This is a genomic window from Bordetella petrii (genome assembly GCF_017356245.1).
In the GTDB taxonomy this organism is placed as follows: Bacteria; Pseudomonadota; Gammaproteobacteria; order Burkholderiales; family Burkholderiaceae_B; genus Bordetella_A; species Bordetella_A petrii_D.
In genome coordinates, this window is record NZ_JAFMZZ010000004.1 from 998,590 (window position 1) to 1,013,753 (window position 15,164).

Annotated in this window: 15 protein-coding genes; 4 read left to right on the forward strand and 11 right to left on the reverse strand. The window is 68.6% G+C overall.

The window, feature by feature from the left end; genetic code table 11:
• Nucleotides 1-10: 10 nt before the first annotated feature.
• The 4 genes from J2P76_RS22830 to pcaH form a co-directional block, all read right to left on the reverse strand.
• Entirely contained in the window at nucleotides 11-1,330 is a 1,320-nt protein-coding gene (locus tag J2P76_RS22830) for a Rieske 2Fe-2S domain-containing protein (protein WP_207410309.1), read from the reverse strand.
• Between the two features lie 90 nt (nucleotides 1,331-1,420).
• Nucleotides 1,421-2,434, reverse strand: coding sequence for a Bug family tripartite tricarboxylate transporter substrate binding protein (locus J2P76_RS22835; protein ID WP_207410310.1), 1,014 nt, complete (start codon nucleotides 2,432-2,434; stop codon nucleotides 1,421-1,423).
• A 301-nt stretch (nucleotides 2,435-2,735) separates the two neighbouring features.
• Nucleotides 2,736-3,326 (reverse strand): protocatechuate 3,4-dioxygenase subunit alpha, encoded by a 591-nt coding sequence (pcaG, locus tag J2P76_RS22840; protein ID WP_207410311.1) that lies wholly within the window; start codon nucleotides 3,324-3,326, stop codon nucleotides 2,736-2,738.
• A gap of 3 nt (nucleotides 3,327-3,329) precedes the next feature.
• A complete protein-coding gene (gene pcaH, locus J2P76_RS22845; RefSeq protein WP_207410312.1) occupies nucleotides 3,330-4,046 on the reverse strand; it encodes a protocatechuate 3,4-dioxygenase subunit beta in 717 nt (238 codons plus the stop codon).
• 103 nt (nucleotides 4,047-4,149) lie between these two features.
• Between pcaH and pcaQ the strand changes: the two genes are divergently transcribed.
• Complete coding sequence (gene pcaQ, locus J2P76_RS22850; protein ID WP_207410313.1) at nucleotides 4,150-5,100, forward strand: pca operon transcription factor PcaQ; 951 nt, start codon at nucleotides 4,150-4,152, stop codon at nucleotides 5,098-5,100.
• 19 nt (nucleotides 5,101-5,119) lie between these two features.
• Here pcaQ and J2P76_RS22855 read toward each other — a convergent pair whose 3' ends face one another.
• From J2P76_RS22855 to J2P76_RS22865, 3 genes are read right to left on the reverse strand one after another with little or no spacing between them, the layout of a single operon-like run.
• On the reverse strand, nucleotides 5,120-5,575 hold the full coding sequence (locus tag J2P76_RS22855) for a carboxymuconolactone decarboxylase family protein (RefSeq protein WP_207410314.1): 456 nt from the start codon (nucleotides 5,573-5,575) through the stop codon (nucleotides 5,120-5,122).
• Nucleotides 5,568-6,959 (reverse strand): lyase family protein, encoded by a 1,392-nt coding sequence (locus tag J2P76_RS22860; RefSeq protein WP_242697649.1) that lies wholly within the window; start codon nucleotides 6,957-6,959, stop codon nucleotides 5,568-5,570. Before J2P76_RS22860 ends, J2P76_RS22855 begins: the two co-directional genes overlap by 8 nt.
• A gap of 17 nt (nucleotides 6,960-6,976) precedes the next feature.
• On the reverse strand, nucleotides 6,977-7,975 hold the full coding sequence (locus tag J2P76_RS22865) for a Bug family tripartite tricarboxylate transporter substrate binding protein (RefSeq protein ID WP_207410316.1): 999 nt from the start codon (nucleotides 7,973-7,975) through the stop codon (nucleotides 6,977-6,979).
• Nucleotides 7,976-8,093: 118 nt separating this feature from the next.
• Here J2P76_RS22865 and J2P76_RS22870 point away from each other — a divergent pair, with 118 nt between their 5' ends.
• The gene (locus J2P76_RS22870; protein WP_207410317.1) at nucleotides 8,094-8,990 is read left to right on the forward strand and encodes a LysR family transcriptional regulator; all 897 of its coding nucleotides are present in this window, start codon (nucleotides 8,094-8,096) and stop codon (nucleotides 8,988-8,990) included.
• Nucleotides 8,991-9,005: 15 nt separating this feature from the next.
• Here J2P76_RS22870 and J2P76_RS22875 read toward each other — a convergent pair whose 3' ends face one another.
• Both J2P76_RS22875 and J2P76_RS22880 read right to left on the reverse strand, forming a co-directional pair.
• Nucleotides 9,006-9,971 carry a tripartite tricarboxylate transporter substrate binding protein gene (locus J2P76_RS22875; protein ID WP_242697650.1) on the reverse strand — a complete coding sequence of 322 codons (966 nt, stop codon included), beginning with the start codon at nucleotides 9,969-9,971 and terminating at the stop codon, nucleotides 9,006-9,008.
• Between the two features lie 55 nt (nucleotides 9,972-10,026).
• Nucleotides 10,027-10,893 (reverse strand): TauD/TfdA dioxygenase family protein, encoded by an 867-nt coding sequence (locus J2P76_RS22880; RefSeq protein ID WP_207410319.1) that lies wholly within the window; start codon nucleotides 10,891-10,893, stop codon nucleotides 10,027-10,029.
• Between the two features lie 149 nt (nucleotides 10,894-11,042).
• Here J2P76_RS22880 and J2P76_RS22885 point away from each other — a divergent pair, with 149 nt between their 5' ends.
• Both J2P76_RS22885 and J2P76_RS22890 read left to right on the forward strand, forming a co-directional pair.
• Nucleotides 11,043-11,843, forward strand: coding sequence for an IclR family transcriptional regulator (locus J2P76_RS22885; protein ID WP_207410322.1), 801 nt, complete (start codon nucleotides 11,043-11,045; stop codon nucleotides 11,841-11,843).
• Nucleotides 11,844-11,955: 112 nt separating this feature from the next.
• Complete coding sequence (locus J2P76_RS22890; RefSeq protein ID WP_207410324.1) at nucleotides 11,956-13,059, forward strand: sensor histidine kinase; 1,104 nt, start codon at nucleotides 11,956-11,958, stop codon at nucleotides 13,057-13,059.
• A 24-nt stretch (nucleotides 13,060-13,083) separates the two neighbouring features.
• Here the strand turns inward: J2P76_RS22890 and J2P76_RS22895 are convergent, their stop codons facing one another.
• Complete coding sequence (locus tag J2P76_RS22895; RefSeq protein ID WP_207410326.1) at nucleotides 13,084-14,151, reverse strand: CaiB/BaiF CoA transferase family protein; 1,068 nt, start codon at nucleotides 14,149-14,151, stop codon at nucleotides 13,084-13,086.
• Nucleotides 14,148-15,164 carry a YhdH/YhfP family quinone oxidoreductase gene (locus J2P76_RS22900; protein WP_207410328.1) on the reverse strand — a complete coding sequence of 339 codons (1,017 nt, stop codon included), beginning with the start codon at nucleotides 15,162-15,164 and terminating at the stop codon, nucleotides 14,148-14,150. Before J2P76_RS22900 ends, J2P76_RS22895 begins: the two co-directional genes overlap by 4 nt.

Sequence of the window (15,164 nt, forward strand, 5' to 3'; positions counted from 1 at the left end):
TCTCCTGGATTCAAGCGGTGGTCTGGTAGTTGCCGGCCAGTTCGGGGTCGTTGCCGGGCTGCGCGCCGGCCGGCCGCGCGGTGAACTCGCGCCAGTCTGTGGTCTTGGGCACGATGGCCTGGAACGAGCAGACTTCGGCGGGAATGCGCAGCGCGCCCGTGCCGATCGCGGCTTCGCCTTTCTGGAACGCCTGCACGGCTTCGAGCATCTGGCGGCGGAATTCGACGATGGCCAGGTCGCTGGCGCCCAGGCGCTCTTCCGCGCGGTTCGCCAGCGGACCCATGGTGATCCACATGGCGATGTCCTGGTTCGGAAAGCCGCGTATGCCGGTGAAGTTGCCGGCCTTCATGGCCTGGCGGTCCTGCCAGAAGCGGTTTTCGGGGTTGCGCAGCGGCCGGTAGCGCTCGTCCAGGTCGATGCCCACGCTGGTGCCCAGAAACCGGCGCCAGGTCTCGGTATCGGGCGTGGTGGCTTTTTCGCCCCAGGCGATGAAATAGAACGCCGTGCTGGTGTCGTCCCGAGGCACGTTGACGTTGGCCACGTTGTACAGGTTATTGGGCGGAATCAGCACCGTGCCGGGCGCCACGAACACGGTAGAGCGCACATAGTCGTTCTGCGCCGCGTTGGTGATCGGCCGGCGGATCGCCGCGTAGCGAAAGCCGAACGAGGCGCGCTGCACCTGCAGGCGCGGCGCCTTGTCGGTGGACGGGCGCAGCCAGTTCTTGTCGGTGGCCTCGGCGCCGCCGACGCGCGCCGGCACGAAATCCGACGAGTGCAGGCTGGAGCTGTGCGCGGAATCGATCGCGCCTTCCAGGATTTGCGCCCAGTTGCACGGAATGATCACTTTGGCGATGCTGACCTTGGCGTCGGCGGTGGGCGCCCAGGGCGGCGGCGCGAAGTCGGGAATGTCGTCCTGCGGGCCCATGTAGGCCCAGATGACGCCGCCCCATTCCTGCACCTTGTAGGCTTTGTGCTTGACTTTCTGCGCCATGGTGCTGGCGGCCGGCTCGGACACCATTTCGATCACGGTGCCCTCCACGTCCATCTTCCAGCCGTGGTACAGGCAGCGCAGTCCGCATTCTTCGTTGCGGCCGTACACCAGCGACACGCGCCGGTGCGGACAGTATTCGTCCATGACGCCGACGCGGCCGTCGGTGTCGCGGAACACCACCAGGTCTTCGCCCAGCACGCGCGCCTGCACCGGGTCGCCGTCCGGCTCGCTGACCTCTTCGCTCAGGCACACGGGTGTCCAGTGCCTGCGCATCAATTGGCCCATGGGCGCGTCGCCGACTACCCGGCACAGCAGTTCATTTTCTTCAGTCGTCAACATAGGGGCTCCTTCATGTCGGGATAAGGCGCGCGATGGGCCGCGGCGCGCGGGTCCGGGGTGTTCCGCCCCGCGCGCCGCCCGGGGACAGGGCTAGTCGGCCTTGATCCCCGCCGCCTGGATCGCGCTTTGATAGCGTTTGGCTTCGTCATCGATCGCGGCTTCGTATTCGGCGGGCGTGCCGCCGACGGGCTCGATGCCCAGCGTGTTGAACTGTTTCACGACGGCGGCGTCCTTGACCGCCTTGGCGATGGCCGCGCTGAGCTTCTGCACCGCGAAATCGGGCGTGCCGGTGGGGGCCAGCGCGCCCACCGTGACGGCGAAGTTGAAGCCGGGAATGATTTCGGAAATGGCCGGGATATCGGGCGCCAGGGCCGAGCGCTTGCCGGCGTTGGTGGCCAGGATCCTGGCCTGGCCCTTGTCGGCGAAGCCCGACAGCGAGGGCAGGGCGGCGAACACCACATCGACCTGATTGCCGATCATGGCCGGCACCGACTGGCCCGAGCCGCGGAACGGCACGTGACTGATGTCGAGCTTCAGCGCGATCTTCATGGCTTCCATGGTGAGATGGTGCGAGCTGCCGACGCCCGACGAGCCGTAGTTCATGACCCCCGGCTTGGCCTTCACGCGCTTCACGAAATCCTGCAGCGAGGTGATGCCGGTTTGCGTGCTGGTGGCCAGGAACAGCGGCGAGGTGGCGATCAGCGAAACCGGCACGAAGTCGCGCTTGGGGTCATAGGGCAGGTTCTTGTACAGCGACGGGTTGATGGACATCATCGAGCCGTCGGTGACCAGGTACGAATAGCCGTCGGCCGGGCTGCTGGCCAGCGCCTGCGCGGCGACGACGCCGTTGGCGCCGGGCTTGTTTTCCACCACGACGGGCTGGCCCATGCTGATCGTGAGGCCTTGCGCCACCACGCGCGCCACGGTGTCGGGCAGGCCGCCCGCGGCATAGGGAACGATGAAGCGGATGGGGCGCGACGGGAACTGCGAGGCCTGTTCGGCCTGCGCGGCGGCCGGCAGCGCAAGGCCCAGCGAAGCGCTGAGCAGCGATGCCAGGATGACGCTACAGCCCTGGCGGCGAAGTGCTGATCGATTGTGAATCATGAGTCTCTCTCCGTTTTTCTTGGCACGTTCTTTAATGGGATAGGCCTGGGCGTCGTGCGCCTTTTGCGCAACCAGCGATGTCGTGACGTGCAGCCAAATAATATTAGATAGCTAAGAATAATTCAACGAGTCGAGACGCAAGAAAATGTTTTTCAGAATGGGGATTTCCCTGCCTCTGCGGGGGGCGCGAAGCAACGCCGAAAAGCCCGCTGCAGGCTGGCTGCGCGGGCAGGGAAGGGCGGCGTCTTCAGGTCAGCCGGGCGTCAGGGCTTCACCGCGGGCTGTGTTTCGGGGGGGGCTTTCACACGTCGAAGAACACGGTTTCGTGCGGGCCTTGCAGATGAATGTCGAACTGGTAGGCGTTGCGGCCAGCATACGGCAGGCGGCGGGCGATCAGCGTGCCGCGGCGTTCCGGCGGCACGGCGGCCAGCACGGCGTCCTGGGCGTGGGCCGCCGCGTCGTCTTCAAAATAGATGCGGGTGTAGGCGTGCAGCAACATGCCGCGCATCATGACGATGACATCGATGTGCGGCGCCGACGCCGGCCCCAGGGCACCCGGCTTGATGGTCTCGACCACGAACCGCGATTGGGCATCGGTGCCGGTGCCTACGCGCGCGAATCCCTTGAACCCGCTTGCGGCAATGCCTTCCAGCGATTCGGCGTACTGCCCCGCCGCGTCGGCCTGCAGCATTTCAATGACGGCGTCGTCGACGGCCTTGCCGCTGCCGTCGTACACGCGCCCTTCGATCGTGATGGGCTGGCCGGCCGCGTGGCGCTCGGCCAGCACGGGCGTGAACAGGCTGGCGAGCTCGAAGTTGTATTGCTCGGGGCACAACCCGTACGCGAAGAACGGGCCGATGGTCTGGGAAGGCGTCTGCTTCAGGACAGGCATGGCTTACTCCGTAGGGGTCTGGCGCGCGCCGCGCAGCACGATGTCGAATTCATAGCCCAGCGCGAAACCTTCCTGGGTGGCATCCAGCGAAAAGCGCGACACCAGGCGTTCGCGCGCATCCGTGGGCGTGCCCTGGAAAATGGGATCGAGCTGCAGCAGCGGATCGCCCGGGAAATACATCTGCGTGACCAGGCGCGACCCGAAGTAGTCGCCGAACAGCGAAAAATGAATATGGTTGGGCCGCCACGCGTTGCTGTGGTTGCCCCAGGGGTAGGCGCCCGGCTTGACGGTCAGGAAGCGGTAGCGCCCTTCGTTGTCGGTCAGGCAGCGGCCCGCGCCCAGGAAATTCGGGTCGAGCGGGGCGTCGTGCTGGTCGCCCTTGTGCACGTAGCGGCCTGCCGCGTTGGCCTGCCAGATTTCCACCAGGGTGTTGCGCACCGGCCTGCCGCCTTCGTCGAGCACCCTGCCGGTGACCACGATGCGTTCGCCCAGCGGCGCGCCGTTTTTGGCGGCATTGCGCGTCAGGTCGTGGTCCAGCGGCCCCAGACAGCTGGCGCCGTAAACGGGCGCCCGGCGGTTCTTCAGCGATTCATCCAGGGGAATCAGGGGCAGCGTGGGGCTGCGCAGCACCGACGATTTGTAGTCGGGGTAGCGGTAGGGCGGGTGCGCGTCCCAGTCCCGAGGGGTAAGAATCGTGTGGCGTGGCGTGGAACCGTCCATGGGGAAACACTCCGGCTGCTCAGGATGGATTGAGCCGTCACTGTAATCGGGCTATAAAGTTATGGTAAGTGATGTTTCGTGCGTTTGAATTGCATAAAAAGTTATGGAAAATCCCTTTCAGGGCGGGCGCATCAAGCTGCGGCACATCCAGTGTTTCCTGGCGGTCGCCCAGCTGAACAACCTGCAGCGCGCCGCCGAGCGGCTGTCGATCACGCAGCCGGCGGTGTCCAAGACATTGTCCGAGCTTGAGTCCGTGCTGGGCGTGCGGCTGTTCGAGCGCGGGCGGCGCGGCGCCGAGCTGACCCGCGACGGCCGGATCTTCGCGCCCTATGCCCATACCTGCCTGGGCAGCCTGCGCGATGGCATCGGGCAGCTGGCCCATGCCGACGACGGCTCGTCGGTGACGGTGGCGCTGGGCATCCTGCCCACCGTGGCCAGCGTGCTGCTGCCCGCGGCCCTGCGGGTGTTCCGGCAGGCCTGGCCGATGGCCAGCCTGCGCGTGCACACGGGCCGCAATGCCGAACTGCTGGAAAGACTGAAGGCGGCCGATATCGAATTCGCCGTGGGCCGCCTGGGCGAGCCGGACGCGATGGCCGGCATGAGCTTCGAGCACCTGTTCCGCGAACCCCTGACGGTGGTCGTGCGGGCCGGCCATGCCCTGCTGGGCGACGGGGCGCTGGCTCCGCTGGCGCTGGCGCGCTATCCGCTGGTGGTGCCGCCCGAAGGCACGCTGATCCGCCAGTCGGCCGAAAGCGTCATCAGCGCGTTCGGCCTGCCGCGCCAGGTGGCGCGCGTGGAAAGCCTGTCGGTGTCGCTGAGCCTGGAACTGGCGCTGCGCAATGACGCGGTCTGGTTCGTGCCGTCCAGCCTGGTCGAGGAACGCGTGGCGCGCAACGAGCTGGTGCGCCTGCCCATGCCGTTCGGCGGCACCGATGAACCCATGGGCCTGCTGCGGCGCACCGACGTGGCGCAGTCGCCCGCCGCGCTGAGTCTGCTGGACGCCGTGCGCCAGGCAGGCCTGCAGCGCGAGCAGGCGCGGGTGGCGCCGGGCTAGGGCGCCGGCCCGGGCCCTGCTACGCGGCGGGCTCGCCGCTCCAGAAATCCGCTTTGGGCGGGCTGCGGTCCAGCGCGGCCAGTACTTTCAGCACGATGGCCATGCCGGTATTGCCGGCCGGAACGCCCGCGTACACCGCCGTCTGCAGCAGCACTTCGCGGATCGTGTCCAGGTCGAGCGCCGCCGCGTCGGGCGCGTCGGCCGGCGCCTGCAGGCCGCTGCGGATGTGCAGTTCGAATTCTTCCCAGCGCCCCATCGAGGCCGTGATGGCCAGCACCAGGATGCGGCGCGTGCGGGGGTCCAGCCCCGGCCGGCTCCAGATGCTGTCCCACGCGTAGCAGGTGATCATGCGCTGGAATTCCACATTCAGGGTGTTGGCGTTGCCGACCGAGCGGTCCACCCACGCGTCGCCGAGAATCCTGCGCCGGTTTGCCAGGCCGCGTTCCAGCGCGTCGTGGGGAAGGGAATCAGACATGATGGGGCTCCAGGGTAGAAGAAGGGGGCTCGGCCGCATCGAGCGTGCGCAACAGTTCCACGCAGCAGGTGGCCGAGGCGTGCACGGCGCGCTGCGGGTCGGTGGCCGCGGCCAGCGCCTGGTCGGCGGCGCGCGCCGGCTCGGGGCCGCGGGTGGTTTCGACCCAGTGCCGCAGCAAGGCCGACAGCGGCCGGCGCTGCGCCAGGGCCTGCGGCGCCAGTTGCTCGATGGCCTGCTGCGCCGCTTCGCGGCCGGCCAGCGGAGCCAGCGCATCGGTGCAGGCTTCGGAAAAAATGACTTCGCACAAGGCGTCGATGTGCGACTGCATGCGCGCCGCATCCACCTGCACGCCTTCGGCGGCCAGGCGCAGCGCGGCGGCAGCCCCGTGCACGCGGCGCCACAGCGGCGCCCAGCTCGACAGTTCGGCCTGCCATTCGCCCATGGCCCGTTCATGCGCCTGCGTCATGGCGCCGAGCAGCGACGCGGCCAGCCCGGGCACCGGCTGGGTCAGGGCGATGGCCTGCATGCAGTGCACGGAATTGCGCTTGTGGGGCATGGCGCTGGAAGTCCGGCCGCGCGGCGCCTCGGCCAGTTCCCCGACTTCGAACTGCGACATCAGCGACCAGTCGCGCGCCAGCTTGGACAGGCTGCCGGCGCACACGGACGCTTCCATGGCCAGCCGCATCCACGCGTCGCGCTGCGTATGCCAGCTTTGCCCGCTGGCCCACAGCCCCAGTTCGGCGGCCAGCACCAGCTCTACTTGCGCGGCCCGCTGGCCGATGGCGGCGCGGTTGCCCACCGCCCCGCCCAGCTGCACGCACAGCGCGTGCGGGGCCAGCGCGCGCAACTGGCTGGCGCTGCGCTGCAGGGCCGCGGCCGACTGCGCGCATTTGAAACCGAAGCTGGTGACCTGGGCCGGCTGCAGCAGGCTGCGCGCCATCATCGGCGTGGCGGCATGGGCATGCGCCAGCGCGCGCAGCGCGGCCACCAGCCCCTGCAGCTCGTCCAGCAGGGCCGCCAGCGCCGTCTTGGTAAGCATGGCATGCGCGGTGTCGACCGCGTCTTGCGTGGTGGTGCCCCAATGCAGGTAGGGCAGCGCGTCGGGGGCCTGGCCGGCCAGGAAGCCGCGGATGGGATCGACCAGCCCGATGCCGAACGCACCCGTGCGGCGCGCCCGTTCGATGAAATCGCCGCGGTCCAGCTCGACGGCCGCGCAGGCCTCGGCAATGGCGGCCGCCGCCGCGGCCGGCACCAGGCCGGCCGCGGCCTGGGCGGCGGCCAGCCCGGCCTCGAAGCGCAGCAGCGCCTCCAGCCATTGGCGGTCCGAGAACAGTTCAGTATCGCCGGCCGGATCCAGGCACTGGTCGATCAGGGACGCTGCCATCGCGGGCTTGCCGGTGTTCATACCGATGCACCGGAGACCGTGATTACGTGGCCCCACTTGCGGCTTTCTTCCTGGATCCGGCGCGCGTATTCGGCGGTGTTGCCCAGCATGGGCTCGGCGCCTTCCACCGCCAGCCTGGACTGGAAGCCGGGCGTGGCGGCAACTTTGAGTATGCGGGCCTCGAGCTGCCGCACCGCGTCGGCGGGCGCCGCCCTGGGGGCCAGGATGCCGTAGGTAAGCGTGCTTTCGAAATCGGCCAGCGCCGGCACGCCCGATTCGATCATGGTGGGCACATCGGGCATCAGCTGCATGCGTTTGGCGCTGGTGACGGCCAGGGCGCGCAACTTGCCGGACTTGACCAGCGACATGGCGGCCGGAATGACGCTGAAGCTGAAGTCGACCTGCCCGCCGGCCACATCCGCCAGCGCGGGCGCGGTGCCCTTGTAGGGCACGTGCACCGCCCGCGCGCCCAGGGTCTGCAGGAACATTTCCCCGGTCAGGTGGCCGCCGGTGCCCGTGCCGCTGGACGCGTAATCCATGTCGGACCCCTTGGCGCGCAAGGCGTCGGCCAGCTGCGCCACACTCTGTATGGGCGATTCGGCCGGCACCACCAGCAGCAGGGCCGAAGACGCGAACATGGCGACCGGCTGCAGGTCGGTCGAGGCATTGAATTTCAGGTTCTTGTACAGCACCGGGTTGATCGACACCGTGCCGGTATGGCCCAGCAAAAAGGTGTTGCTCTGCGCCGAGGCGCGCACCACCTGCTCGGTGCCCACGTTGCCGCCGGCCCCCGGCTTGTTTTCCACGATCACGTCCAGCTTGAACATTTCGTTCAGACCGTGCGCCAGCTGGCGGGCCAGCACGTCGTTGCCGCCGCCCGGCGCGAAGGGCACGATGATGCGCATGGCGGGGCTGGCGCCCTGCGCCCAGGCCGGCGCCAGCGACGCGGCGGCCAGCCCGAGCGCGGCGGCCAGCGCATGGCGGCGCGAAGGTGAAGACGGGGCGGGGCGGCTCATTGGATTTCCTTGTTCTGCGTATAGGGGGCCGGCAGGGGCCGAACAGAACATTGTCGTGCGCCGCGGCCATGGCAATACAGTATGCGCTGCTTTCATCAAATGAAAGAAAATACAGGCAATGGATATCCGCTACCTGAATCACTTCCTGAAGGTTGTCGCCGTCGGCTCGATGTCGGAAGCCGCGCGCCAGCTTGGCCTGAGCCCGGCCGCCGTGGCCCAGCAGATGCGCGCGCTCGAGCGCGAACTGGACGTTTCCCTGCTGGTGCGCCAGGGGCGCAGCGTGCGGCCCACCGCCGCCGGGCAGCGGCTGGTCGAACGCGGCCGCGCCCTGGTGCAGGACGCCGACGCGCTGCGCGACTGGGTCGCCACCGATGAAGAGGCGGGCGAGCTGCGCCTGGGCACGGTCAATACGGCGCTGCACGGTTTCCTGCCCGACATCCTGCAGGCCTTCACCGAGCGGCAGCCTCGCGTGCGCATCGCGCTGCGCATCGGCATCACGCCGGCGCTGTACAGCGCGCTGGTGCAGTCAGAGCTGGACGCAGCCCTGTGCCTGAAGCTGTCGTTCGACCTGCCCAAGACCGTCTGCTGGACGCCGCTGCGCCAGGAGCCGCTGGTGGTGCTGGCGCATGCGCGCGATGCCGGGCGCGATCCGCTCGAGCTGTTGCGCAACGAGCCGCTGGTGCGCTACGACAGGCAGCTGGCCGGCGGCAGCCTGGCGCAGCGCTACCTGCAGGCCCAGGGCATACGCCCGCACGAGCGGATCGAGCTGAATTCCGTCATGGCGATCGCTTTGCTGGTGGAACGGGGCCTGGGCGTCGGGCTGGTGCCCGATATCGGCCAGGGCCTGGCCGGCCAGCACCTGCGCAAGCTCGCCGTTCCGCCCGTGCCGGGCGAGGGCGGCGCGCTGGCGCCGCCGCCGCGCGAACTGGGCCTGCTGTGGCGCAATCCGTCGCAGCGGGGGCGCTGGGTGCGCACGCTGCTGCAGTGCGCGCAAGAGATCGTGAAGGCGCCATAGCGCGGCGCGGGGCGGTCAGTCGATGCGCACGTTGGCCTGTTGCGCCACCTTGCGCCATTTTTCGATTTCGTCGCGCAGAAAGCGGTTGAACTCGGCGGGCGTGGACCCGACCGGCGTCATGCCCAGGCCGGCCATGGTCTGCGCCACCTGCTTCGAATGAACCACCGCGGCGGCCGCATCGCGGATCGCCGCCACGGTTGCCGCCGGCGTCCTGGCGGGAGCGATCAGCCCGAACATGCTGCCCACCTCGAAGCCCGGCAGCGTTTCCGCCACCGTCGGGTACTGGGGGAACGCCGCATCGCGCTGCGGCGACGCCAGGGCAATGACTTTCAGCCGGCCGCTGCGCACCATGGGCAGCGCCGATTGCAGCACGTCGAACATCACGTCGACCTGTCCGCCGACCAAGTCGGTCTGGGCGGGGCCGCTGCCCTTGTACGGCACGTGCACGATGTCGATGCCGGCGGCCTGCTTGAACATTTCGCCCGCCAGGTGGGTAGAGGTGCCCGCGCCCGGCGAGGCGTACGTCAGCTCGCCGGGATGCCGGCGCGCCCGGGCAATGAGCTCGGCCACGGTGTTGAAGGGCGCGTCGGCGCGCGTGACCAGCACCAGCTTCGATTCGGCCAGCTGGGTAATGCCCTGCAGGTCGGCCAGCGTGTCGTATGGCATGGAGCGGCGCACGGAAGGGTTGATGGTGTACGCGCTGATCACGATGCCCATGGTGCGGCCGTCGGGCGCGGCCCGGGCGACGTGATCGGTGCCGATCAGCGTGCCGGCGCCGGGCTTGTTCTCGACGATGACGGGCTGTTTCCAGCGCGCCTGCAGTCCCTCGGCCAGCATCCGGGCCAGCGTGTCGGTGGGTCCGCCCGCGGGAAACGGCACCACCAGGTGGACCGGCCCGTCTGGAAATGCCGGCGCCGCCCAGCTCAATGGCGACACGATGGCGGCCATGCAGGCCAGGATGGCGATCAGTGTTTTTTTCATGGTTGTCTCCGTTCTTCTCCGCTTGGCGCGGATGATGTCGTTGTGCAAGGGACGGCTATTGCGCCGAGGCGGCTTCCAGGGTCGTGGTGCGGCGCAGTTCGCGCCGGGCCGCGAGATCGAAAGGCCGGCCGCGATGCAGCGTGCTGCGGTTGTCCCACATGACCAGGTCCGCCGGCCGCCAGGCATGCCGGTACACAAAGCGCGGCTGGGTGGCGTGTTCCAGCAGATCCATCAGCAGCAGGCGCCCTTCGGCGACGCTCAGTTCCAGCACGCGGCTGGCGTGGGCGCCGATGAACAGCAGCTCGCGGCCGCTGCCGGGATGGCGGCGCACCAGCGGCCACACCACCGGCGGGATGGCCTGGCGCTGCGCTTCGGAATAGTCGTCGTCGCCGAGCAGGAAGCGCGAATGCAGCGCATAGTGTTCGGCTCGCAGCTCCCGCAGGCGCTGCCGCTGCGCCGGCGGCAGGGCGTCGCAGGCGGCGCGCATGTCGGCGAATTCAGTCTCGCCGCCCGCCGCGGGCAGCACCACGGCATGCAGCATGGAATAGCGGGCGGGCGGGTTCTGGAACGAACTGTCGCTGTGCCACAGCTGGTTTGCCAGGTTGCCCACGATCTTGCGGTGATTGCGATCGGCCACCTGGCCGGTCTCGTCCACGTTGGAGATGTCCAGCAGCGCTTCGTGGGCCAGGCGGTTGGGCGCTTTTGATGCTTTTTTGAAACCCAGGTCCAGTTTTCCGAAGTTCTGGGCGAACCGGAGCTGGGCTTCCGGCGCCAGCGCCTGCCCGCGGAACACCAGCACGGCGTGTTCGTCCATGGCGGCTTCGATGGCGCGGATATCCGGGGAATCCAGGGGGGACGACAAGTCCAGGCCACCGGCCTCGGCCGCGAAGCCGGGCATGATGGGGGTAAGCGACAGCGGCATGTGTCCTCCGTTTAATGAAATTTGATTTTATTATATTTGATAAAAATCAATGCGCAAGGATTTTTCAGGCCAGATAGAATCACTTATCTGGTTGTTGATTCCACAATTTCGCGCCTGTCTGCCTGCGAACCATGAATCGGAGTGTGTTGATGCACGAAGCCCCCCAAGGGGAACCCGCCGAGGGCGAAGTCAGCGCCCTGGCGCGCGGCCTGGCGGTGCTGCGCTATATCGGCGCCAGCGACGCCGCGGCCACGCTCAAGGAAATATCCGAAGGCACGGGCATTCCCAAGCCCACCGCGTTGCGCCTGGTCGGCACGCTGCTGGCGGCCGGCCTGCTCAAGCGCGTGCCGGGCTCGGAACGCTACGCGCTGGGCCCCGGCATCATGGCGCTCAGCCATTCGTACCTGAACAAGCTGGACATGCGCGCCGAGGCGCGCGTGCACATGCGGGCGTTCGCCGAGGAAGCGGGCACCACCGTGCACCTGGGCACGCGCGACCGGCTGGAAATGGTGCTGCTTGAAACGGTGCGTCCGGTATCGGCCGCGCTGGTCATGCGCATCGGCGTGGGTGACCGGCTGGGGCTGGCCACATCGGCGTCCGGCCGGGCCTACCTGGCGGCGCTGCCCGATGACGACCGCGAGCGCCTGATCGACACCTTGCGCATCAGCATGGAAAACCGCTGGCCCGCCGTCGCGCCGCATCTGCGCCAGGCCATCGCGCAATATCGCCAGGCCGGCTATGTGGCGTCGTACGGCGACTGGCATCCCGACGTGAACGCCATTGCCGTGCCGCTGGTGATGCCCGATGGCGAAATCTATTCCCTGAACTGCGGCGGCCCCGCGTTCAAGCTGCCGCCCGAAACACTGGCCGGCGCCGTGGCGCAGCGCCTGCTCGCGTGCGTGCAGGCCATCATGGCGGACACCGGCGCCACGCTGCCGCGCGCATCGTAGGGCGCCAGCGCGGCCCCGCGCCGCGACAGGCGAACGGTTTCGTCGAGTGAATGGGCCTTTTCGTCGAAAAGGCCTTGTTCCGCAAGACCCCAAACAACATAATCGGGGCGCGATGGCACTTCCCGACTCCCCCTCCGCCCTGTTCAGTTCAGCCAGCCAGGAGCTCAGCCGAGGCGAGTCTTCGGTGGGCTTCTGGCGCGCCCAGGTGCTGGGCTGGCTGTTCCTGGCGATTATCGGCTTCTGCATCCGCCTGGCCGTGTTCGGCAGCCCCGAGGCGGCATTCTGGCTGACCCTCAGCCTGGAGCCGCTGGCTTTCCTGCTGACCAGCGCGGCAGCCATGTGGCACGGGCGCGGCGCGCCCAACAAGCATTCGCCCCTGCTGGTGCTGGCCTGTTCGGTGTTGCTGTGCGTGGCGGCATCGGTCCTGCTGGCCTCGATTGCCTACGCCATCCATCAATTGTTCCCGCCCCAAAGCCTGCGGGTGATGCCCGGGAACCAGTATCGCCTGGGGTTTCTTTACTACATGGGCATACTGTCCATCTGGACGCTGGTGTATTTCGGCGTGGCGGCCGAGCTTGCCGCGCGCACCGAGCGCATTTCCAAGATGAAGGCCGAAACGCACGCCCTGCGCCTGGAACTGGAGCACCTGCAGTCGCAGATAGAACCGCATTTCCTGTTCAATGCGCTTAACACCATCGTGGCCGAAATCGAAGCGCGCCCCGCCATCGCCGAAGAAATGACGCGCCGGCTGGCCGACTACCTGCGCTATTCGCTCGACCGCCGCGGGCAGGGCTTGTGCCGGCTGGACGAGGAAATCGAAGCCGCCGAGGCCTATGTGCGCATCCAGGCCCTGCGTTTTGACCGGCAGCTCGAATACCGCTGCCACATCGACCCGGCCTCGCTTGGGTGGCTGATCCCGCACATGACGCTGCAGGGGCTGGTGGAAAACGCCATCAAGCACGGCATGCGCTCGGACAGCGAATCCTTCCTGATCAATCTGCACACGCGGCGCCAGGACGACGAACTGGTCATCGCCGTGGACAACCCGGGCCAGCTGCGCGCGCCGTACGACCTGGCGAAAGGCGGGGGCGGGCTGGGCAATCTGTGCCGCCGCCTGGCCCTGTGCTACCCGGGCCGCTACGAATTTTCGCTGCACCAGCAAGGCGACCGGATCGTGGCCGAGATCCGGCTGCGCGGCGATCCGGTGGCGCGCTAGCGTGCGTCCGCGTGGGCGGCCCGTTCAGCCTGCGCGCTTCGCGGGCGGCGCGGATATCGCGCCGGGCGTGCGGGAAAACCGCGGCGAGGGCGCGGGGTGCAGCACTTGATCGATGCGTTCGAAACTGGAGCGCGCCACGAAGTGCGGATGCCGCGGCACTTCCGACAGCGACAGCACCGGAGTGACGCACGCTTCGGTATCCTGGAACACTCCGGCCCAGTGATCCCGCGTATGCCCGGCGAAGATGCCGGCCAGCCTGGCGCGCATGCCGGGCCAGCTGGCCTGGTCGTGCTGGCCGGGCAGCGATCCGGGGTCCAGGCCCAGGCCCGCGAGCAGCGCGGCATAGAAGCGCGGTTCGATGGCGCCCACCGCGACCGCCTTGCCGTCAGAGGTGGCGTAAGTCGTATAGAAAGGCGCGCCGCCGTCCAGCAGGTTGCTGGCCCGGCGGTCGCGCCATTGTCCGCACTGCCAGCGGCCCAGGATGGGCGCCAGCATCGACAGCGCGCCGTCGACCATGGCCGCGTCGACGATCTGGCCCTTGCCGCTTTGCCGCGCTTCCAGCAGCGCGGCCAGCACGCCCGTCAGCAGCAGCATGCCGCCCGCGCCGAAATCCCCGATCAGGTTCAGCGGAACCGCGGGCGGGCCGGCCTCGGGCCCGATGCCATGAAGCACGCCGCTGGCGGCCAGATAGTTGATGTCGTGGCCCACTGCCTGGGCCAGGGGGCCGGTCTGGCCCCATCCGGTGACGCGCCCGTACACCAGGGCGGCATTGCGCGCCCAGCAGGCGTCCGGCCCCAGGCCCAGGCGCTCCATGACGCCCGGGCGCAGGCCTTCCAGCAGGACATCCGCATCCGCCACCAGGTCCAGCACCGCCTGCCGGCCTGCTTCGGTCTTGAGGTCGGCGGCCACCGCCTGCTTGCCGCGCGCGGTCAGTTCGAAGCGCGCGTCGCGCGGGATGCCCATGTCGGCGGGCGTCGGCCTTTCGATGCGAATGACGGTGGCGCCCATGTCCGCAAGCATCATCCCTGCCCAGGGAACCGGGCCAGGCGTTTCCAGCTCCAGCACGCGAAATCCGGCCAGCGGGCCTTTCATGGCGCCTCGCCGAAGTCTATGAGGGTTCTGCCGCTGGTGGCGCCCTGCAGCTGCCGGTCGGCGTGCGCGGGCAGCTCGTCCAGCGCGATCGTGTGAACGTGCGGCGCCAGCGCCTCGAAGCCGGGCGCCCACTCGGCGGCCAGTTTCTGCCACAGGCGCTTGCGCTGGGGCCAGCCGGCGTTGGCCACGATGCCGAACAGATGCACCCGGCGCATGATGAACGGCAGCACGCTGCCGTCGTAGCTGTTCCCGCCGGCATTGCCCACGGAAGCCACCAGGCCTTCGTCTTTCATCGAGCGCAGCAGCCACGCCAGCACGCCGCCCCCCACGTTGTCGATGGCCGCCGCGTAGCGGGCGGTTTCCAGCGGGCGAGTGGAATCCAGCGCCGCGCGGGCGTCCACGATCTCGGCGGCGCCCAGGCGGCGCAGCGCATCGGCCTGCTCCGGCCGGCGCGTGATCGCGGCAACCTGATAGCCCGCCCTGGCAAGTATCGAGATGGCCAGCATGCCGACCGCGCCGTTGGCGCCAGACACGGCAACCGGGCCGGCGGCCGGGCCGAGGCCGTGCGACTCGAATCGCGCCAGCGCCATGGCCGCGGTGAAGCCCGGCACGCCGATAATGGCCGCTTCGCGCGCCGACAGGCCTTGCGGCAGTTTTTGCAGGTGCCCCGCCGGCACCCGCATCCATTCCGAGAATCCGCCGTCGAACGCAATGCCGGTCTGGAATCCGTGGACCAGCACCTCGTCGCCCGGCGCGAACGCATCGACGCCAGAGGCCGCCACGCGGCCCACCGCTTCGATGCCGGCGATGCGCGGGTAATCCGCGATGATCTTCGCCTTGCCCCGGATGGACAGGCAGTCTTTGAAGTTGATGCCGGCATAGCGGGTGCGCACCACGACCTCGCCGGCCGACAGCTGCGGCAGGGATACGGTTTCCATGGCGGACTGCACCTTGCCATCGGGGCGGCGAGTCACCAATGCCTGGAAGGTGTCGGGTAGCTGAAGAATGGACAT

Coding starts and splice junctions, on each gene's coding strand:
- J2P76_RS22830 (WP_207410309.1), bottom strand. CDS start 1,330: ATGTTGACGACTGAAGAAAATGAACTGCTGTGCCGGGTAGTCGGCGAC.
- J2P76_RS22835 (WP_207410310.1), bottom strand. CDS start 2,434: ATGATTCACAATCGATCAGCACTTCGCCGCCAGGGCTGTAGCGTCATC.
- pcaG (WP_207410311.1), bottom strand. CDS start 3,326: ATGCCTGTCCTGAAGCAGACGCCTTCCCAGACCATCGGCCCGTTCTTC.
- pcaH (WP_207410312.1), bottom strand. CDS start 4,046: ATGGACGGTTCCACGCCACGCCACACGATTCTTACCCCTCGGGACTGG.
- pcaQ (WP_207410313.1), top strand. CDS start 4,150: ATGGAAAATCCCTTTCAGGGCGGGCGCATCAAGCTGCGGCACATCCAG.
- J2P76_RS22855 (WP_207410314.1), bottom strand. CDS start 5,575: ATGTCTGATTCCCTTCCCCACGACGCGCTGGAACGCGGCCTGGCAAAC.
- J2P76_RS22860 (WP_242697649.1), bottom strand. CDS start 6,959: ATGGCAGCGTCCCTGATCGACCAGTGCCTGGATCCGGCCGGCGATACT.
- J2P76_RS22865 (WP_207410316.1), bottom strand. CDS start 7,975: ATGAGCCGCCCCGCCCCGTCTTCACCTTCGCGCCGCCATGCGCTGGCC.
- J2P76_RS22870 (WP_207410317.1), top strand. CDS start 8,094: ATGGATATCCGCTACCTGAATCACTTCCTGAAGGTTGTCGCCGTCGGC.
- J2P76_RS22875 (WP_242697650.1), bottom strand. CDS start 9,971: ATGAAAAAAACACTGATCGCCATCCTGGCCTGCATGGCCGCCATCGTG.
- J2P76_RS22880 (WP_207410319.1), bottom strand. CDS start 10,893: ATGCCGCTGTCGCTTACCCCCATCATGCCCGGCTTCGCGGCCGAGGCC.
- J2P76_RS22885 (WP_207410322.1), top strand. CDS start 11,043: ATGCACGAAGCCCCCCAAGGGGAACCCGCCGAGGGCGAAGTCAGCGCC.
- J2P76_RS22890 (WP_207410324.1), top strand. CDS start 11,956: ATGGCACTTCCCGACTCCCCCTCCGCCCTGTTCAGTTCAGCCAGCCAG.
- J2P76_RS22895 (WP_207410326.1), bottom strand. CDS start 14,151: ATGAAAGGCCCGCTGGCCGGATTTCGCGTGCTGGAGCTGGAAACGCCT.
- J2P76_RS22900 (WP_207410328.1), bottom strand. CDS start 15,164: ATGTCCATTCTTCAGCTACCCGACACCTTCCAGGCATTGGTGACTCGC.